We start from the raw sequence: 19,009 nt of genomic DNA, 5'->3' as shown, positions 1-19,009 counted from the left end.
CCGTCAGGCGACCGTCGCGGGGAACCGGTCCCACACCCGGTGCGTGCCGAGCAGCTCCACGACCTGCCCGACCACGCCCGCCGGGTCGTCGCCGACGACGACGCCGAGGTCGTCGGCCTCGCACCCGGCCTCCAGCAGCGCGGTCCGGCCCGCGCCCCACGCGCCGATCGCCTTGGCGTGCCGGTAGCACTCCTGGACCAGCAGCACCACGCGCGGGTCCACGGTCGCGGCCGGCGCGCCCGCCTTGGCGTCACGGCTCGGCACCGCGTCCGGTGCGGGCGGCGGCGCGGCGGCCAGCAGCACCGCGTCGAACTCGACCGAGCGGGCGGTGAGGAACGTCCGCTGCGCCACCAGTCCGTCCGCCAACTCGCCGCCGCGTGCGGCGACGACCAGCGGGACCATGCCGCCCGCGCTGATCGTCTGGCGCAGGGCGTGCAGCCCGTCGAGGCTCGCCGGGTCGTCCGCGTCCACGACGATGCCGATCAGCCGACCGTCCGCCGGCCACACCTGTCCGACCTGCGACAACGCCGGGCTCGGCGCGACCTCGGCGGCGGGCTTCACGGCCTCCGGCGCGGGCAGCCCGAGGCCGGCGGCCACCAGGGCGCACAGCTCGGCGTCCACGTTGGCGAGCACGCGCAGCTCGCGTTCCCGGATGGCCTGCTCGTAGCACTTGCCCAGCTCGAACGTGAACGCCCGGACCAGGTGCTCCCGCTCCACCGGGCTCAGGCTCCGGTAGAACAGCCGCGGCTGGGTGAAGTGGTCGGCGAACGACGCGGGCGCGCGGCGCTCCTTGACCGCGTCCACCACCGGCTGCGGGACCTCCACGTACGCGCCGGTGTCCACGCCCGCCATGAACGGGCAGGCGCCGTCCAGCGTGTTCGGCTTGTACGGCGCCGCGCCGCTGTGCACGGCGTGCTGGTGGAACCCGTCGCGCAGCATGTCGTTGACCGGCGCGTGCGGCCGGTTGATCGGGAGCTGGTTGAAGTTGGGCCCGCCGAGCCTGCTGAGCTGCGTGTCGATGTAGGAGAACAGGCGCGCGTGCAGCAGCGGGTCGTCGGTCACGTCGATGCCCGGCGGCAGGTGGCCGACGTGGAAGGCGACCTGCTCGGTCTCGGCGAAGAAGTTGGTGGTGTTGCGGTTGAGCGTGAGCATGCCGACCCGCTGCACCGGCGCCAGCTCCTCCGGCACGATCTTCGTCGGGTCGAGCAGGTCGATGCCCTCGAAGGTCTGCTCGGGGGTGTCCGGGAAGACCTGCAGGCCCAGCTCCCACTGAGGGAACGCGCCCGACTCGATCGCGTCGAACAGGTCGCGCCGGTGGAAGTCGGGGTCGACGCCCGCGATCAGCTGCGCCTCCTCCCACAGCAGGGAGTGCACGCCCAGCTTCGGCTTCCAGTGGAACTTGGCCAGCGACGTCTTCCCCTCCGCGTTGACCAGCCGGAACGTGTGGACGCCGAAGCCCTCCATCATCCGGAAGGACCGCGGCACAGCGCGGTCGGACATCTGCCACATCACGTGGTGGGTGGCCTCGGTGTGGGTGGACACGAAGTCCCAGAACGTGTCGTGCGCGCTCTGCGCCTGCGGGATCTCGCGGTCCGGGTGCGGCTTGGCGGCGTGGATGATGTCCGGGAACTTGATGCCGTCCTGGATGAAGAACACCGGGATGTTGTTGCCCACCAGGTCGAACGTGCCCTCGTCGGTGTAGAACTTCGTGGCGAAACCACGCGTGTCACGCACCGTGTCCGCCGAGCCGCGTGAACCCACGACCGTGGAGAACCGGGTGAACACCGGGGTGGTCACGCCTTCGGCCAGGAACCCGGCTTTGCACACGTTCGTGGCATTGCCGTAGCCGACGAAGACACCGTGCACCGCGGCGCCCCGCGCGTGAACCACCCGTTCGGGAATGCGTTCGTGGTCGAAATGGGTGATCTTCTCGCGCAGGTGGTGGTCCTGCAGCAGGGTCGGGCCGCGCGCGCCGGCCTTGAGCGAGTGGTCGGTGTCGTACAGGCGCACGCCCGTCGACGTGGTCAGGTACTCGCCCTGCTGCTCCCGCGCGTCCGCCGCGGCGCCGGTCTCCGCACCGGTCGCGGTCCGCGTCTGGGGTGATGCCTGGTCCGGCTTGCGCGGCAGCGGCCCCTGCGGCTCGTTCGGCGGGTCGAGCGGGGGCGGCGCGCTGCCCGGCGTGCCCGGGATCGGCGGCGTGACCAGGTCGGCGACCTTCTCCACGGCCTTGTCGAGGGCTTCCTTCACGACCTTGGCCGGCTTGAACGCGTCCACGTGCTCCTCCTCGTCGGCAGTCTCACGCCGACTACCCGTGCAGGGGCGAGCTACACGCGGTCACCCCGGTCGTTCACAGGGCGATGAGGCCGGCTTTGGTCGGCCGGAAACCGCAGCTCTCGAGGTAGAACGGCTCCAGGTCGTCGTCGAAGTCGACGTGCAGCCATTCGCAGCCGGCGGCTCGCGCGCGGTCCGCGGCCGTGGCGACGAGTTGCCGTCCGACGCCCTGACGGCGCTCGGCGCCGGTGACGAGGGTGTCGAGGATGAACGCGTGGATCGAGCCGTCCCAGGCGACGTTGACGAACCCGACCAGGGCGCCGTCGCGGCGTGCGGTGACCCAGCCCAGGCTGTGCCGCGTGACTTGGCCCCACCAGTCGTCGTCCAGGACCCGGTGGTCGAAGCCCTCCGCGTGCAGTGCGTTGACCTCGGGGTTCTCGAACGGGCCACGCCACTCGTAGTCGATCACGAGCGAAGCGTACGGAGCCGCTCGGGCCCGCGTTGGTGGCGCACATCCGTCGCCGTGGGCAAGTAATCGTTCGACGGCCCGGCCTGGTGTTCCGCACGATGTGCGCACCATGACCGGATCCTTGTTCGTGCCTCCCCCGGTGTTGCCCACGGTCGGGCCGCTCGCGCGTGCGGCGGTCGATCGCGGGCTGGCCGTCGTGTCCGCGGTGTCGGCCGTTCCGGCGGGGCCGGTGCACTACTACGGCGGGCCGTTGTTCGCCGATCGCGTCGCCGCGGAGCTGGGCCTCGGCCTGCTCGAACCGGCCGACGACTGGCTGCCCGGGCTGCCGTGGGAGTTGGTCGGCCGGCGGATCCGTGCAACGACGCTGGCCGAGGCTCGTCTCGGGTCCGGGCGGGCGTTCGTGAAGCCGCCTGCGAGCAAGAGCTTCGCCGCTCGGGTGTACGACCACGGTGGCGAGTTGCCTGCGGACCTGCCGGGCGACACAGCGGTGCTGGTGAGCGAGGTGGTCGAGTTCGCCGCCGAGTTCCGGCTGTTCGTGCTGGACGGGGAGGTGCGCGCGGGCTCGAGGTACGCGACGTGGGGCCGGTTGGACCCGGCGCCGCTCGACTCGTGCGCGTCGGCGGCGCGGGTGCGCTCGTTCGCCGCCGCGTTGCCCGGGTTGCCCGGCGCGGTCGTGGTGGACGTCGGGCTGACCGGTCCGCCGGACGACCCGCGTGCGGCGGTGGTCGTGGTGGAGGCGAACATGGCGTGGTTCAGCCAGGTCTACATGTCCGATCCGGCGCGGGCGCTCGACGTGGTGCTGCGCGCGGCCGGGCCGATCGACGACGTGCCGACCGCCGACCGCCCGTTCGTGCGGCGGCATAGGACCGTGGTCTGACCTCAAACCCCGGACCCTGGACCGATCCGCCACCCTCCCATCCCTGCGAACGTCTACCCCATGACCTACACCTTCCCCGGCCGGTGGATCGGCGCCGGAGCGATGATCCTCGGCCCGTTGCTGCTGCTAGTGGGGACGCTGCTGCGGTGGCCGTTCCACTACTTCTTCCCGCAGCAGTTGGCCGCCGTCGCCGAGCAGCCTGCCCTGATGACCGCGGCGCACACCTCGGTGATCGCCGGCACCGTGCTGCTCGCCCCCGCGGTGATCGCGTTGGCCAACCGGATCGGCAGCACCCGCCCGGTGTTGGCGGCGTGGGCGGCGGCGCTGGTCCTGGTGGGTCTGTTCGAACGGACGTTCCACGCCGGCGTCGACCAGGCCGCGCACGGCTTGGTGAGACGGCAGGGAGCCGAGTTCGCGACCGACCTCGTCGGCCAGTCCTACCAGGACTTACACCTGTTCAGCTTCCTCTCGTTCACCATCCCGTTCGGCTGGCTGGTGCTGGCGTTCGCGGCCTACCGCAGCCGCGTGCTGGGCCCGGTCCGCGCCACCGCCCTGGCCGCGATGTGCCTGCTGCCGCTGGGCGTGCTGAAGGGCACCGAGATCACGTCGGTCATCGCGGTGGCGGGCCTCTGCGCCGCCTTCCTCCCGACCGGCCTCCGCCAAGCGCTCGACGGCCCCCGCCCCAGCCGCAAGTCCGTTCTCCTGACCCTCACCACCATCCCCGCCCTGGGCGCCCTGGCCTACGTGAGCACCCTGGGCTGACCCACCTGCACCACACGACCGAGCTACCTCCCACCGCAACCACGCGCCCCTGGAAATCACCACGACCGACCCACGACCCACCCCAGCCTCAATGGCCCGGCGATGAAACGATCCAGCACACCAGGGGGCACCTTCATGTTCAGCTCGTTGCCGCGGCCGTGGGCGCAGGGTCCGTTGCCGACCGGGATCCCCTTACCGGCGCAGCCAATCGGTGGTCCCATCCCCGGCACCGCCGCCGTCCGCCGCGTCAGACACTCGCAGAACTCCCACCGAGTCATAGATGTACTGCCCTGGGAGGTTGTGGGCGGTCCGACATGTAGCCGGATGATGCTGAAACGAGGGAGGGCCCCAGGACTGGTGTGGATTGCGACGTCTACACCGAGCCCACGGAGGCCCTCGTGTCCCACGCTTACGCACCCTGGCCAAGCTGGGGCGGCTACGCCTTGCCAGGTGTGTCGTGGACGAGGGCTGGCCGCTGCGGCGGGCCGCCGAGCGGTTCCAGGTCTCGCCGACCACCGCGGCCCGCTGGGCGGAGCGTTACCGGCGGCTGGGACAGGCGGGCATGGGCGACCGTTCCAGCCGTCCCCGTCTCCTGGGCCGTCGTGCCCGATCCCGACGGCAGCCCCACCCGCACCCGCAGGCAGGTCACAGCCCGCGTCGCCTGCCCACCCGGTGCGAGCGCAGGATCGTCAAGGTCCGCCTGGCCACCGGTGGGGTCCGGCCCGCATCGCCTACCTGCTCGACTTGAATCCCTCCACGGTGCACCGGGTGCTGCGCCGTTTCGGTCTGGCCCGGCTAGCGCATCTGGACCGGGCCACCGCCGGGCCGGTGCGCCGCTACCAACACGCCGCACCGGACGACCTGGTCCACGTCGACATCAAGAAGCTGGGCAACATCCCCGACGGCTGCGGCCACCGTGTGCACGGCCGGGAGACCTATAGACGCAACAGCTCCGCCCACCGCGACCCGGACCGGCCCGCACGGTCCACGGCCGCGTTGGACCAGGGCACAGGCGTTCTTCCTGGCGGCAGGGGTGGCGGTCGAGCGGGTATTGACCGACAACGGCTCCTGCTACCGCTCACACCTGTGGCGCGACTCCCTCGCCCAGTCGGGCACCACCCACAAACGCACCCGCCCCTACCGTTCCCAGACCAACGGCAAGGTCGAAACTGGCTACACACCTACAACCACCACCGCGGCCACACCGCACTCGACGGTCAACCAACCGCCCCCGCGTCCCCAACCCCACAGGACAGAACACCTAGACGACGGCCGTCGGCACACCCAGGTCACCCGTCGTCGCGCGGGTCCGGGGTGAAGTCGGCGTCGTCGAAGTCGCGGATCAGGAACGTGCCGTCGTCCGGGGTCGACCAGCACCGTCAGCCTGCTCCCGGGCTTGGTGCCCGGGCCGGGGCGGGTGGTGACGGTGGTGGCGAACGGTGGGACGTGGGGGCCGCTGATCCGCACGGTGAGGATCACGTTGGGCATCTCGCCGCCGTCGCTCTGGGACGTGACGACCTCGCCCGTCGCGGGCAGGCCCACGGCTTCGAGCCTCAGCAGCCGCCGCTGGGCGCGGGTGGTGGCCCGCCACGCGCCGATCCCGATCGGCACCAGGAACAGTGACAGGGCCCCACCCACGTACAGCTGGAGCGATTCGGTGCCGCCGTCGAAGTAGCCGCAGGCCGCGATCACCGGGCCGGTGGCCAGGATGACGACGCTAATCAGTCGCCACACCGGGTTCGAGCCGCGACCGACGGGAGTGACCTCGACGAAACCCCCACCGGACATGGCCAAACGGTACAGCCGGAGCACGGTCGCCCGTGGGCGGTTCCGGTCCCGGACCGCATGGTCGAGTCCGGGCGGCTCACGCCGGGTGGGGCTTGGTCAGGTGCCACGCAGGGCGAAGCGGCGTACACCCTTGGGTGTGTGCACGACCAGGGCTTCGGCCAGCGTCGGGCACGGCGTGATCTCCTGGTCCAGGCCGCTGATCTCGAACGGTCGCAGGACGTGACGGTGGCTGGCCACCACGCGCAGTTGCACGCCGGCCGCCTTGGCCGCCAGGTGACCGCGGTGGAGTTCGTTCAGGCCCGCGGCGGCGAAGAACTCCACCTCGCTGAGATCCACCACGACCGGGGCGGGCGGGGTGGCCAGGGCCAAACCGACGGCGATCTCGTGTTTCAGCTCGCGGACGGTCATCGCGTCGACCTCGCCGGCGACGCGGACCACGACGGCATAGCCGTGGACTTGGCGGTCCACCCTGAACGAGTGGCCGAAAGGTTCGGTTTTCACGGCCCGCAGCCTCCTCGGGGGTCGAAGAAGGCAGTGGCTGCTGACTCAACCCGCTGCGTCACCCGACCGTACTCGCACCCGCCCAAATCCGCAGCTCACAGGCACGTCAGTGGCAGCGGCACTTCCCGGGAGCAGTGCAGGCCGCCCACCGGAGAGGCACGGATCCGGGCCGGCCCGGGAACCCCTCGTTCGGGTGACACCAGCCGGGGTCAGCTGACGGTCGCGGTGACTCTCGCGAACAACGCCACCGGCCACCACCTCAGGCGCACCGGCACACGGCGGACGCCGACGAACCCCGAGAACGACTCGCGGTCCACCCGGGCGAAGCGGATGTCGTACACCAGCAGGACGCCGCCGGGCCGCAGCACCCGACGCAGCTCGGCCACCGCACGCCGCTGGTCCGGCCACTCGTGCATGCTCAACGTCGACACGACCACGTCCACGCTGTCGTCCGAGTACGGCAGCGACGCCACATCGGCGGCCTGGAACGTGATGCGCGACGACCAAGCGCCCGCACGGGCGTTGGCGATCTCCACCATGTCGGCGGACAGGTCGACACCGCCCAGCACCAGGTCCGCACGACGCGCCGCCACCGCGTGCAGCAGCCGTCCGGGACCGGTGCCGACGTCGAGCACCACCGCGCCGGGCGGTGCGAGCGCGGCGACGTCGGAGGCGACCCGCCGGTACAGGCCGCCCAGCAGACGGGTCGCCCGCCGCTCGTAGGACGCACTGCGCTTCCGGTCGAAGTAGCTGGTGGGCGGGTGTTCGGACACGTGGGCTCCTCGGCACGATCGACGACGGTGGTTGACAACACCGCCGACTGTGCAACTTCATGTCGACATGAAGTCAAGCGAGGAGATGTCGATCGGCACGCTGGCCGACCGGTTCGGGCTGGCCACGCACGTGCTGCGGCACTGGGAGGACGTGGGCCTGCTCGACCCGCGCCGCCAGGCGAACGGCCGGCGGCGGTACGGTCCGGCGGACGAGGCGCGGATCGCGATGATCCTGCTCGCCAAGGACGCGGGGCTCGGCCTGGACCAGATCCGCCTGCTGTTCGCCGCCACCGCCGACCGCTTGACCCGCCGCGCGCTCTACCGCGAGCACCACGACCGGCTGGCCGAGCGGATCGCCTCGCTCCAGGCATCGCTGTCCGTGCTGGAACACGCGATGGGCTGCGACGCCGAGGACATCACCACGTGCCCGGACTTCTAGGCCAAGGTCGCCGCCCGCCTCCCCGACTGACACCGCTGACCGACCGCTGACGAACCGTGGCAGCGTCAGTCGACGGTGGTCAGGCCTTCGAAGTACGCCTTCTGGGACGGGTAGTAGTCGTCGAAGGCGGGCAGCGGCGCGCCGGCGCGGGAGGCGACCAGCATGTCCAGGTAGTACTCCCACCCCGGGCCGACCTCGCCGATGCCCTCCTCGGTGGACAGGTGGTGCACGAGGCGCAGTTCCGTCTCACCGTCCACTTCGGACAGCACCAGCTCCATGCGCCACGTGCCCGCCTCGTCCACCATCGACAGCGCCAGCCGCCGGGGCGGGTCGCAGGCGTCGATGCGGACCTCCATCCACGGCCCCTGCTCCTCGAACACCATCTGCACCTTCACCATCCGCCCCGGCGCGGCCTCGCCCTCCCACGGGCCGAACCACCGGGCGGTGCGCTCCGGTTCGGTCAGGCTCGCCCACACGTCGTCGGCGAGCGCGCGGAACGTCCGGGTGAGCACCAGGTCGCTGCCCGCGTCGGTGCGGAACAGGCGGCCGGTGGGAGTGGGGGTCATGCGGTGTTCTCCTTCGATTCGTCGGCAGGGGATTCGTCGGCGGCCAACCGGCCGGTACGCGACCGGCCAACCGGTGGCCCGGCGGCGTGAAGTTCGGCGATCTCCGGATCGACGCCGCCCGGTCGGCCGGCTTCCGGTTGACCGGCTTCCGGTTGACCGGTGCGCGGCCCGGCGGCATGTGACTGGCCAGTGCGCGGTTGACCGGCGGTGCGCGATTGGCCGGAGTCCAGTTCGCCGGTATGCGATTGACTGGCGCGCGATTGGCCGGAGTCCGGTTGGCCGGCGCGCCGTTCCCGCCGCGTGCGGTAGACCTCGGTTTCCAGCGCGTCGAGGTGGTGGGCCAGCGCCGAGGGGCGGTCGAGCACGGCGAACTCGGCCAGCCACCGCGCGAGCGGTGTCAGCCGGGAGGCGTCCAGCACGTAGAACCGCTGCCGACCCACCAGTTCGTCCCGCACCAGCCCGCTCTCCCGCAGCACCCGCAGGTGCCTGCTCACCGCCGGACGGCTGATCGCGAACCGCTCGGCGATCTGCCCCGCCGACAGCCGCGCGTCGGCACGCAGCATCTCCAGGATCTCCCGCCGCACGGGGTCGGCGATCGCGCCCGCCACCTCGTCCACCCCGAAAGCGTAACCGTCAGGTTACACGTTACGCAATGCCCTCCAGGAACGCGATCAGCGCCCGCCGGTACGGCTCGACCGTGGTCAGGTCGGCGTGCTCGTCCGGCCCGTGCTGCCCGTCACCGCCGACGCCGAAGATCACCGCGTCGATCCCCCGCTGGAAGTAGAACCGCGAGTCGGCCGCCCCGTGCTTGCGCAACAGGTCCCCCGAATACCCCTGGGCACGGGCGGCACGCTGCAACGCCAGCAGGTCAGGCCCTGACGGGTCGGCGCGGTGCGGCGGTTCGACGTGGTCGACGGCGGCCGTGACGCCGGGCGGGCACAGCGCGGTGAAGTGCGCGGCGATCTCCTCCCGCGACCGGCCGGTGAAGTCGGCGTCCTCCGGCGGGAACCGGACGTCCAGCCACGCGGTCGCGTCCGCGGGCACCTGGTTGAGCGCCTGGTTCGCGGACGAGATCCGGGCGACGTTCACCGTGGTCCGCCACTCCTCCTCCCCCGCCACCGGATACGCGGTGAGCACGCCGTCCACCGCGCGCATCACCTTCAGCAACGCGTTGTCGCCGAGCCACTGGTACGCGCTGTGCGCCGCACGTCCCACCGCGTGCAGCCGCACGGTGACGAGACCTTTCGACTCGGCCACGACGCGCAGCGCGCTGTGCTCCCCGATCACCACGAACGACGCCGTCACGCCCTGCTCCAACTGGTGCCGCGTGCCGTCCCGCCCGCCGACCTCCTCGTCGGTCACGAGCTGGAGCCCGATCGGGTAGGGCAGCCGCCCGGCCACGTCCCGGAACACCGTCGCCAGCACCAGCGCGGACAGCTTCATGTCCTGCGCGCCGCGGCCGATGAGCCGGTCGCCGTCCCGACGTGGCCGGAACTGCTCGTCCGCGCCCGGCACCACGTCCAAGTGGGCGTTGAAGATCACCCGGAAGTGCGGGCGGCGTTCGCCGACGTAGAGGAGCGCGCTCGGCTTGCCGCCCGCCTCGAACCGCTCGACGGTGAAACCGGGCCCGACCACGTCCAGCACGAAGTCCAACGCCCGGCGCAGGTCGTCGGGACGGTCGGCGGTCGAGCGGATGCCGAGCAGCTGCTCGGTCAGCGCTAACAGGTCCATCCCGCCATCGTGCCCCGACCGACCGGGTCGGCACAGCTCACGGCGGGTCCGGGATCGCCTGCTCCGCACCGTCCACAGCGGACGGACAACGCGGTCGGGCGCGCAGCTCCACGACCGCCACCACGAGCGCCAGCGCCACGGCCACCGTCGCGCCGCCCACCGCGACCGACACCGCGACCGGGAAGTCCCGCTCGGACGAGACCAGCACCAGGTAGAACACACCGGTCAACGCCGCCGTCCCGATCGCCGCGCCGATGCGCTGCCCCGTCTGCAACGCCCCACCGGCCGCACCCGCCATCGACACCGGCACGTGCCGCAGCGTCAGCGTGGTGTTCGGCGAGATCACCCAGCCGCCGCCGATGCCCGCCACCAGCAACGCGGGCGCGACCGCCCACCCGGCCACGTGCGGCGGCGCGAACCGCAGCACCACCGCCGTCACCGCGAGGCCGGCCACCACCAGGGTCAACCCGGTGACGGTCAACTTGCGCCCCCACTTCTCCACCAGCCGCCCGCCGACCACCGCGGACGCCGCCGACCCGACCGCGAACGGCGTCACGGCCAGCCCGGACTGCAACGGCGTGTAACCGAGACCGGTCTGGAAGTACAGCGCGAACACCAGCCAGATGCCGGCGAACCCGACGAAGTAGACCATCCCGAGCAGCGCGCCCGTGCCGTAACCGGGCGTGCCGGTGAACAGGGCGATGTCCAGCATCGGGCTGCGGCCACGCGCGGCGACCTGCCGTTCCCACCGCACGAACAGCACCAGCAACGCCGCGCCGAGGCCGAACAGCCACCACAGCCGCGCCAGCCCGCCCGCCTCGGCCAGCACCAGCGGCAGCATCACGGCCAGCACACCGGTGCCGAGCAGGGTCGCGCCGACCAGGTCGAGGTGGCCGCGCGGCCCACCGCGGGCCCGGGGCAGCAGGCGTGCCGCCAGCACCAGCGCGACCACGCCGATCGGCACGTTGACGTAGAAGATCCACCGCCAGCCGTCGTCCTCGCCGGCCACGGCCAGGATGACGCCGCCCACCACCGGCCCGACCGCCGTCGAGATGCCGACCGTGGAGCCGAAGAACCCGAACGCCCGGCCGCGTTCGGCGCCCCGGAACAGCTGCTGGATCAACGCCGAGTTCTGCGGCGCCAGCGCGCCCGCCGAGATGCCCTGGGCGAGCCGCGCCACGACCAGCACCTCCGTGGTCGGCGCGAGCCCGGCCAACGCGCTGAACAGGACGAACCCGGCCAGCGCGCCCAGGAACATGGTCCGTCGCCCGATCGCGTCACCGAGGCGCCCGGCGGGCACCAGAGCCAGGCCGAACGCGAGCGCGTAGCCCGAGACGACCCACTGCACGCCCGCCGGCGTGGTGCCGAGGCCGTGCTGGATGGACGGCAGGGCGACGGACACGATGCTGACGTCGAGCAGGCTCATGAACCCGGCGACGAGCGTGACCGTGAAGGCCTTCCACCGCCTCGGGTCCGGCTCGTACGCGCTGGTCATCACCCATTCCTACCGGCCGCCACGATCACCCGCACGTCCACGACGTGTGGCCGGGGTCGGAGTGGTTACCCCCTGGGCATGGACGTGGAGCCGAACCGACTGTCGGACGCGGACCTGCGCCGGTTCGTGCTGGACCGGCTGGCCGAGGACGCCGACCGGCTGGCGCGCGAGGAGCTGCCGTTGCTGGACGAGGCCGAGCGGCGGGGTCGGCTGGCGGTCCTGCGGTCCGACGACGGTCGTGAGCTGCTGCTGGTGCCCGGCGAGGCGCGGACCACCGACGAGCGCGTGCCGGTGCCGTTCCAGGAGAAGGCGCGGTGGCTACGCGAGGAGGTCGAGGCCGAGCCCGACCGGTCGCTGCTGTTGCTGCTCGCCTCCGCCTACGAGGAGCACCACGGGTGGCAGGAGGAGTGGCGGACGTGACCGGGCCCGGTCACCCGGACGACGACCTGCCGCCACCGGCGCCGCCGCGCAGCGCGTTGACCCTGCGGTTGTGGCTGGCCGCGTTCGGCGTCGTGTTCAACGGCGTGGCCGCCGTGCTGTGCGTGCGCGCGGGCCTGACGTGGCTGGCGGTGCTGCTCGGCGTGATCGTGGTCGGGCTGATCGTCGACTTCGGCTGGGTGGTGCACCGCAAGCGGCGCGGCGACCCGGGCTGACCGGGCCTCAGCGGGTCATGGCGGGTCGGGACGCGCGCGGCGCGGGCACGTCGTGGTGGCGGCTGATGTTGTGCTCCAGCAGTGCCTGCGACTCGGCGACGCTGATCGAGTCGTCCGGCAGCACGCCGTCACGCTCCTTGAGCCGCACCATCGCGTCCTCGATGGCCGCGTGCGCGGCGAACAGGCACGGCGTGCTGTAGATGGCCACGTCGACGCCCAGCTCCGTCAGCTCGCCGAGCGACAGCTTCGGCGACCGGCCGCCCGCGATCTGGTTGAACAGCAGCGCCTTGTCGCCCACCGCGCGCCGGACCCGGCGGATCACGTCGGTCGACGGCATGCCCTCGACCAGGACCACGTCGGCGTCCGTCTCGGCGAACGCGGCGGCCCGGCGCAGCATCTCGTCCTCGTCGGTGGCGTCGGTCCGGGCCACCACGACGAGGTCGGCCCTGGTCCGCAGCACGAGGTCCAGCTTCTCCAGGTACTGCTCCAGCGGCAGCACCCGCTTGCCCTCGACGTGCCCGCACCGGCGTGGCCGCTGCTGGTCCTCCAGCATCACGCCGGACGCGCCGACCTGCTCCAGGGCGCGGACCACCTGGCAGGCCACCTCCGGGTCGGTGTACCCGTCGTCGATGTCGACCAGCAGGTGCTTGCCCGGCAACGCCAGGCGCAGCCGCTGCACGAACCCGACGACGTCCGGCCAGGCGATGAAGCCGACGTCGGGCAGGCCGTAGTGCGAGGCGGAGAGGCCGAAGCCGGAGACGAACAGCCCGTCGTAGTGCCGGGCCGCGATCGAGGCCGACAGCATGTCGAACACCCCGATCAGCGGTGTCGTCCCGGGTGCCGCGACGGCCTCGCGCAGTGCCTTGCCGTAAGCCATGCGACGAACCGTAGGCGGCACCCCGAACGTGGTCGAGATATCGGAAGGATGAGTTCGGTCGGCCCGGCGGACCGGCCGCGCGCTACGGGCGGCGGTGGGTGGTCGAGGCCGTCAGGCCGCGGTAGCGGTGGGCGACCCCGCCGGGGAGCAGGTACTCGGCCAGGACGTTGCGCGCGCGGTGGGACGGCAGGCCCATGTCGTGCATGAGCTCGTCCGCGCAGTGGATGTCGTAGGGGCCGAAGTCGTAGCCGCCGGTGCCCGGCAGCACCCGTTCCTGCCACGCCAGGCGCGCGTCGACCGCCGCCTCCATCCCCTGCTCGTCCGGGGTGGCGCGCAGGGTTCCCAGGAAGTGGCGGACCAGCCAGTGCGCGGTGAGCTCCACGCCCATGATGTTGTTGAAGACCTGGCGGAACCCGACGAACCCCAGCCGGTCGACGCCCGGCGGCACGATGCCGCGGTAGAGCCGCAGCCGACCGGTGTCGTCGTGCGGCTCCAGGTCGAGGAACGGGAAGACCCGGCGGTGGCCGGTGGCGAACACGATGACGTCCGCCGGCACCTCCCGGCCGGTCGCCAGGCGCAGGCCCTCGTCGGTGTACGCCTCGACCGCGCCGACCTCGGCGGTGAGCAGGCCGCGGCGGACGGCGCGCACGTAACCGCGCGGCATCACGCCGGCGTGCGCCAGGTGGAAGGGCAGCGGTCGATCCGGGCGCAGCCGCTTCGGCAGCCGGGTGTACCCGGCGGAGATCAGCATGTCGCGGGTGACGAGCCGCCACAGGACCCGCTTGACCCGGTCGTCGAGGCGGTCGACCGGGCGGACGCACGCCGGGTCGTGGTAGCGGGGCAGGAGCGCCTCGCCGAGCCGGGTGAACAGGATCCACCGGTAGCCGACCGTGCCGAGCAGCAGCCGTTCGGGGATCATCCAGTTGATCTTGCGCTGCACGAGCGTGGCCGACGTCGCCTCGCGTGCCGCGCGGGTGGCCAGGTCCAACGCGGACTTGCCGCCGCCCACGACGACCACGCGCTTGCCGGTGAACGTCCCGGACCGCACGTCGTTGGCGTGCAGCACGGTGCCGCGGAACGACTCGCGGCCGGGCAGGTCGGGCACGTGGACGTGGTGGTGCGCCCCGCTGGCGACGACCACGTGGTCGAACGCCTCGCGGCGGACCGGCGCGTCCTCGTCCCCGGCGGGGCGCGAGTCGACCAGCCACCCGGAGGCGCCGACCCGCCCCGGCCCGTCCACCGGCCTGATGGACGTCACCTCGGTGCCCGGTCGGACGCGGTCGAGCACGCCGAACGTCCTGGCGTAGTCCTCCAGGTAGCGCTGGCAGTCCACCGAACTGGCGAAGCGCAGGCGGTTGGGCAGGTCCGCGAACTCGAAGAGGCGGAGCGCGGACTGGTTGGACAACCCGTCGTAGCAGCCGCCCGGCGACCAGATCCCGCCGACGCGCTCGTACTTGTCGAAGACGGTGACGTCGAAGCCGTTCTCCAGCAACACCTTGGCCGTGACGATCCCCGCCGGCCCGGCCCCCACGACACACGCTCTCATAGCCGCCACTCCCCCGGTTGATCGGCGCGCCCGGCCCACCGCACCTGTGCCGAGTGCCCGCGATGGGCGAACCGGACGGAGTCAGGACAGGGCGGCGATCACGTCGTCGGCCGTGACCGGCACCGAGAACATCGGGAAGTCGAAGCGCAACGCGTTGTCGTGCTCCTCCTGGGACGTGGCGGCGACGCAGTCGGTCAGCGTGATGACCTTGTACCCGTTCTCGTAGCCGGTGCGCATGGTCGACTCGACGCAGCAGTTCGTCAGGAACCCGCCGAGCACGATGGTCGTGATGCCCTTGCTGCGCAGGATGAAGTCGAGGTTCGTGCTGGCGAACGTGTCGAGCCCGCGCTTGCCCTCGATCACGATGTCGCCGTCGCGGGGAGCGAGGTCGTCCACGATCGCCGCACCCCAGCTGCCCTTGACGAACGCCTTGCCGTCCACGACACCCTTGAGGATGCCGTACGGGTGAGACGAGATCTCGTGGTAACCCTCGGCGAACGTGATGGGCGCGTGCATGACCGTCACCCCGGCCGCCCGTGCCGCCTCCACCAGGGTCACGGTCTTGGGCAGCATGCCGGTGCTGCCCATCACCTCGCTGACCGCGCCGTTCAGCACACCGCCCTCGCTGGTGAAGTCGTTCTGGTACTCGATCAGCACCAGCGCGGTCGTCTTCGGGTCGAGCACCAACTCGGTCATCGCGGGCTCCAGTCTTCGGCGGTCGCGGCCCTGATTCAACGGGGCCGCGGCGCTGCCGGCAATGCGACGTCCGGGTTCACTCCTCGCTGGTGAACACGTCCGAGGCGGCCTCACGCACGTCCGGGTCGTCGTGCCGGCGCAGGCCGCGCAGCAGCTCACGCCACTCCGCCGGCCACCCGGCGTCACGCCCGGCCGCGGTCGTGATCGCCAGCGCGAGCGCCGGCGCGCCCTCGACGACCAGTGCCCCGGCCACGTCGAGCAGCCGTGGCCGCGACACCCGCCGCAGCACGTCCGGGAGCACGGTCGCCAACTCCTCGGCGGCCCGCCACGCGGTCGTCGGCCGCACGGCCAGGCGTGCCACCTCGCGCAACGCGTCGAGTTCGGCGCCCGGTTCCTCCCACGGGACGGCGACCACCGCGAGCTTGACCGCCCACGACCGGTAGCCGGTCGTGACGAGGTCACCGACCAGGGCCCGGGCCGCCGCACGCGACCGGTCCGAGTCGCGGGTGTCGGCCAGCTCACGCACGAGCGCCGCGATCCGCTGCCGTGCGGGCAGGTCGCGGTCCTCCTCCGCGTCGAACCCGCCGTCCTGCGCCAGCAGCGCCGACACCACGGCACGCAGGGGCGTCACGTCCGCGGTCGCGGCGGACAGCCGCACCAACGCGGCCAGCGCGTGCCGCCAGGTCGCCGTGTCCGCGAGGTCGGTCACGCGGCCGACCAGCAGCTCGACGCCGCCCGCCGACCAGCGCGTCCAGTGCGACGAGGCGGTCAACCCGAGCCGGGCGGTGTCCGGGTCGGGCGAGTCCGCGAGCACCCGCACCAGTTCCGCGTACCGGGTCCGGTGCCGGCGCGGCACCGTGTCGGGCCACTGGACGACCGCGCCCGCCACCGCGTGCTCGTCGGCGACGGCACGGGCCAGCAGCTCCCACGCGGCCTCGTCGTCGAGGAACCACCGCGTCGCGGACACCAACGCGCGCCGCACGTCGCGGTGGCCGTTCTCCCACGCCCGCGCCAACGCCGGCGCGGCGCCCGGCGTTCGGTGCTGCGCGATCAGCCGCACGGCCTCCTTGCGCGCGGTCACCTTCGGCCCTTCGAGCACGGGCGCGAGCAGTTCGCCGAGCCGTTCCGGCGCGGTGAAGCGGGCGCACCGGCTCACCGCGTACACGGCGACCCGGGCGCGGTCGGTGTCGACGTGCGCGAGCAGGTCCGGCAGCACGTCGGCCGGTTCGTCGGTCCACGCCAACGCGGACAGCGCCGCCTCCACCACCTGCACCTCGCCGTCGGCGAGGAAGCCGCGCACCAGGTCGGCGGTGCCCGGCACCCGGCCGAGCGTCCGCACGGCGCCGGCGCGTTCGTACGGGTTGGCGTGACGGGACGTCCCGAGCGCGGTCAGCTCCGTGGCGAACGCGGTGACCTGACGCGGCAGCCACCGGTCGAAGCACTGCTGGAACGGCGGCACGTACCGCACCTTCCGCCGCAGGAACCGGCCGTGCGCGGACCGGCCGATCACCCGGTCCAGCAGGTCGGTGCGGCGCAACGAGACCGCGGCCTGCACCGACCACAACGTGATGGTGGACGGGTCGTCGGCGAGCACGCGCCCCACCCGCTCGTCCCGTCGGTCGCGCGGCGCCAGCCACAGGTCCACCGCGCGCCGCACCACACCGTCGTCCTTGGCCGACCGCGCCTGGTCCAGCAGGTCCTGCACGCCCGGCACGTGCCACGCCCGCCGGCCGAGGCCCATCGCGAGCCCGAGCAGCAAGTCGAACCGGCCGCGCCGGGCGTCCGCGACGAGCCGGGGCCGCAGCGCCTCGAACACCTGGTGCTCGGCGCCGCGCGGCAGCGACCGGTCCAGCCCGTCCAGGTCGATCCACGACACGTGGTCACCCAAGTGCGCCATCCCGGCGAGCCCGGCCTCGACCAGTTCGGGACGGCGGGACACCGCGCCCTCGCGGATCAGCGCCTTCGCCAGGTCGCGCACCCCGCTCCGGGTCTGCCAGGAGCAGTCCCGGGCCTGTGCCGCGTCGACCATCAGCTTGGTGAGCGCGTCGGCCTCGGCCGGGCGGAACAGCCAGGCCGGCACGGCGCCGAGCGCGGTGATCGCGGCCGACCGCACCGGGTCCTGCTCGTTGGCGAGCCTGGTCAGGCCCGTGACCACGCCGCCGAGCACGTCGGGGTCACGGGTGGCGGCGGCCGCGGTCAGGTACAGCGGGTACGCCTCGGCGCGCTCGTCGGCGGTGGCGCGGCGGGTCGCGGTGAGCAGCGTGTCGCGGGCGTCCGGCCAGGCCAGCCGGGCGGTGACGGCGAGTCGGCGTGCCGGGTCGTCGGCGACCTGGCGCAGGGCCAGCAGCCGCCGTGCGACGGCGTGCCGTGCCGCGGCGGGCAGTTCGTCCACGGCGTCCAGCGGCACGTCCGGGCGGTCGCCGAACGCGCCGGTGAACACCGCCGACCGCCGGGACGGCGGGATCGCGCGCAGGAACCGGGTCAGGCTCCGGCCGTCGAGCAGGCGGGCAAGGGCGCTCAGCTCCTCGTCGCCGGCCACCGTCAGGGCACGCCACAGGGACCGCCGGTCGGGCAGGTGCCCGGTGCGGCTCGGGTCGGCCAGCAGGCGCGCCACGCGGGCGGGCGCGTGCCGGGCCAGGCCGGCGATCGTGCCGTTGAACTGCCACGACAGCGGCGCGTGCGGCAGCACCCGTGCCAGCACGTCGAGCACGTGGTCCGGCTCGGCGGGCGCCGCCGCGGCCACGGCCGCGCCGAAGCGGTGCCACACGGTCGGCCACTCCACCGGCGCGGTGGCGTCCAGTTCCGCGGTGACGAAGTCGAGCAGCACGGCCGGGTGGCGGCGGCCGAGCGAAGTCCAGTTGGTCACCGCGTGCTCCAGTTCGGGCAACGCCTCCGCGACCACGGCCGGCGAGCACACCGGGAGCAGGCCTGCGGCCTCGTGGTCGCCGAACGTCTCGCGCACCACCGGCAGCAGCCGCTCGGCCAACGCGCGGCGCCGGTGGCGGCGCACGGCGGTGTAGAGGTTCTGCCGCAGCGCGGTCGACAGGTGCGGCAGCCGGGCCAGGAACGCCTCGGCGGGCAGGTCCAGCCGGATCGCCGCGCCGATCGCGTGGCGGACCACCGATGTCTGCCCGGCCGAGAGGCACCGCTCGACGTGCTCGCGGTCGCCGGCCACGTAGGCCAGGTGCAACGCCAGCCGCCGTTCGAACTCGCCGCGTTCGTCCAGCTCGCGCAACAGCCCCGCCAACCCGGATGAGCCGGTCAGCTCGCGGGCGGTGCGGGCGAGGAGGCGCTGACGCGCTCCGTACGGCAGCGGGTCGAGGTCCTTGAGCAAGCGGCGCGCGGTGGTCACGGCCGGATTCTGGTCACCGCGCGGACGGTACGCCACCGGATTCGAAGAATGTCCCGGAAATGGTTTGACGGTGCCGCGGTCCGGTCGGCACGATGTGCGCACACCGAGCCGAGGAGCGGACATGACGAACACGCGTCGACGCCGTTCCGGCAGCCCGTGCTCCCCGCCGTGACCTGTTGAAAGGTCCGGTCCAGGGAGCCGCCCGTCGGGGAA

Annotated in this window: 18 protein-coding genes and 1 pseudogene; 7 read left to right on the top strand and 12 right to left on the bottom strand. The window is 72.8% G+C overall.

Translation table 11 applies throughout. The annotated features are described in order from the left end of the window. Positions 1–3: 3 nt before the first annotated feature. Both ADK67_RS22120 and ADK67_RS22115 read right to left on the bottom strand, forming a co-directional pair. Positions 4–2,274, bottom strand: a complete 2,271-nt coding sequence (locus ADK67_RS22120) for a catalase (RefSeq protein WP_053718384.1) — start codon at positions 2,272–2,274, stop codon at positions 4–6. A 73-nt stretch (positions 2,275–2,347) separates the two neighbouring features. Continuing rightward, positions 2,348–2,740, bottom strand: coding sequence for a GNAT family N-acetyltransferase (locus ADK67_RS22115; protein WP_053718383.1), 393 nt, complete (start codon positions 2,738–2,740; stop codon positions 2,348–2,350). 109 nt (positions 2,741–2,849) lie between these two features. Here ADK67_RS22115 and ADK67_RS22110 point away from each other — a divergent pair, with 109 nt between their 5' ends. The 4 genes and pseudogenes from ADK67_RS22110 (at position 2,850) to ADK67_RS49220 (ending at position 6,054) form a co-directional block, all read left to right on the top strand. Continuing rightward, on the top strand, positions 2,850–3,617 hold the full coding sequence (locus tag ADK67_RS22110; RefSeq protein WP_053718382.1) for an ATP-grasp domain-containing protein: 768 nt from the start codon (positions 2,850–2,852) through the stop codon (positions 3,615–3,617). 60 nt (positions 3,618–3,677) lie between these two features. After that, a complete protein-coding gene (locus ADK67_RS22105; RefSeq protein WP_053718381.1) occupies positions 3,678–4,379 on the top strand; it encodes a hypothetical protein in 702 nt (233 codons plus the stop codon). 418 nt (positions 4,380–4,797) lie between these two features. Continuing rightward, positions 4,798–5,644: pseudogene (locus ADK67_RS49225) on the top strand (helix-turn-helix domain-containing protein). Between the two features lie 164 nt (positions 5,645–5,808). Then, positions 5,809–6,054: a hypothetical protein gene (locus ADK67_RS49220; RefSeq protein WP_157620739.1), complete on the top strand. Its 246-nt coding sequence runs from the start codon at positions 5,809–5,811 to the stop codon at positions 6,052–6,054. Positions 6,055–6,263: 209 nt separating this feature from the next. On the opposite strand, the gene ADK67_RS22095 is transcribed toward ADK67_RS49220, so the two are convergent. Together ADK67_RS22095 and ADK67_RS22090 are read right to left on the bottom strand one after the other, a co-directional pair. Next, positions 6,264–6,668, bottom strand: coding sequence for an STAS domain-containing protein (locus tag ADK67_RS22095; protein WP_053718379.1), 405 nt, complete (start codon positions 6,666–6,668; stop codon positions 6,264–6,266). A 209-nt stretch (positions 6,669–6,877) separates the two neighbouring features. Beyond that, positions 6,878–7,441: a class I SAM-dependent methyltransferase gene (locus ADK67_RS22090; protein WP_053718378.1), complete on the bottom strand. Its 564-nt coding sequence runs from the start codon at positions 7,439–7,441 to the stop codon at positions 6,878–6,880. Between the two features lie 67 nt (positions 7,442–7,508). Between ADK67_RS22090 and ADK67_RS22085 the strand changes: the two genes are divergently transcribed. After that, the gene (locus ADK67_RS22085; protein ID WP_053718377.1) at positions 7,509–7,880 is read left to right on the top strand and encodes a MerR family transcriptional regulator; all 372 of its coding nucleotides are present in this window, start codon (positions 7,509–7,511) and stop codon (positions 7,878–7,880) included. Between the two features lie 65 nt (positions 7,881–7,945). Here ADK67_RS22085 and ADK67_RS22080 read toward each other — a convergent pair whose 3' ends face one another. The 4 genes from ADK67_RS22080 to ADK67_RS22065 are packed head-to-tail and all read right to left on the bottom strand — an operon-like array spanning position 7,946 to position 11,672. Next, complete coding sequence (locus ADK67_RS22080; RefSeq protein ID WP_053718376.1) at positions 7,946–8,446, bottom strand: SRPBCC family protein; 501 nt, start codon at positions 8,444–8,446, stop codon at positions 7,946–7,948. Then, entirely contained in the window at positions 8,443–9,063 is a 621-nt protein-coding gene (locus ADK67_RS49215) for a metalloregulator ArsR/SmtB family transcription factor (protein WP_082403683.1), read from the bottom strand. Before ADK67_RS49215 ends, ADK67_RS22080 begins: the two co-directional genes overlap by 4 nt. Before the next feature lie 28 nt (positions 9,064–9,091). Then, on the bottom strand, positions 9,092–10,177 hold the full coding sequence (locus ADK67_RS22070; RefSeq protein ID WP_053718375.1) for a M20 family metallopeptidase: 1,086 nt from the start codon (positions 10,175–10,177) through the stop codon (positions 9,092–9,094). Positions 10,178–10,214: 37 nt separating this feature from the next. Then, a complete protein-coding gene (locus tag ADK67_RS22065; protein WP_053718374.1) occupies positions 10,215–11,672 on the bottom strand; it encodes an MFS transporter in 1,458 nt (485 codons plus the stop codon). A 78-nt stretch (positions 11,673–11,750) separates the two neighbouring features. On the opposite strand from ADK67_RS22065, the gene ADK67_RS22060 reads away from it, so the two are divergent. Together ADK67_RS22060 and ADK67_RS22055 are read left to right on the top strand one after the other, a co-directional pair. Beyond that, on the top strand, positions 11,751–12,092 hold the full coding sequence (locus ADK67_RS22060) for a hypothetical protein (protein ID WP_053718373.1): 342 nt from the start codon (positions 11,751–11,753) through the stop codon (positions 12,090–12,092). Beyond that, complete coding sequence (locus ADK67_RS22055) at positions 12,089–12,325, top strand: DUF6343 family protein (RefSeq protein WP_197289568.1); 237 nt, start codon at positions 12,089–12,091, stop codon at positions 12,323–12,325. The genes ADK67_RS22060 and ADK67_RS22055 overlap by 4 nt, the downstream gene beginning before the upstream one ends. A 7-nt stretch (positions 12,326–12,332) precedes the next feature. On the opposite strand, the gene ADK67_RS22050 is transcribed toward ADK67_RS22055, so the two are convergent. The 4 genes from ADK67_RS22050 to ADK67_RS22035 all read right to left on the bottom strand — a co-directional run bounded on the left by ADK67_RS22050 (position 12,333) and on the right by ADK67_RS22035 (position 18,796). Further along, complete coding sequence (locus ADK67_RS22050; RefSeq protein WP_053718371.1) at positions 12,333–13,202, bottom strand: isocitrate lyase/PEP mutase family protein; 870 nt, start codon at positions 13,200–13,202, stop codon at positions 12,333–12,335. Between the two features lie 82 nt (positions 13,203–13,284). Further along, positions 13,285–14,748 (bottom strand): flavin-containing monooxygenase, encoded by a 1,464-nt coding sequence (locus ADK67_RS22045; RefSeq protein ID WP_082403682.1) that lies wholly within the window; start codon positions 14,746–14,748, stop codon positions 13,285–13,287. 81 nt (positions 14,749–14,829) lie between these two features. After that, positions 14,830–15,444, bottom strand: coding sequence for a cysteine hydrolase family protein (locus ADK67_RS22040; protein ID WP_053718369.1), 615 nt, complete (start codon positions 15,442–15,444; stop codon positions 14,830–14,832). Between the two features lie 76 nt (positions 15,445–15,520). Continuing rightward, on the bottom strand, positions 15,521–18,796 hold the full coding sequence (locus ADK67_RS22035) for a HEAT repeat domain-containing protein (protein WP_157620735.1): 3,276 nt from the start codon (positions 18,794–18,796) through the stop codon (positions 15,521–15,523). Between the last annotated feature and the right edge of the window lie 213 nt (positions 18,797–19,009).

It is taken from the genome of Saccharothrix sp. NRRL B-16348 (genome assembly GCF_001280085.1).
Classification (GTDB): Bacteria; Actinomycetota; Actinomycetes; order Mycobacteriales; family Pseudonocardiaceae; genus Actinosynnema.
The sequence above is the reverse complement of the archived record's forward strand: the minus strand, read 5'-3'. Positions and strand labels throughout refer to the sequence as shown.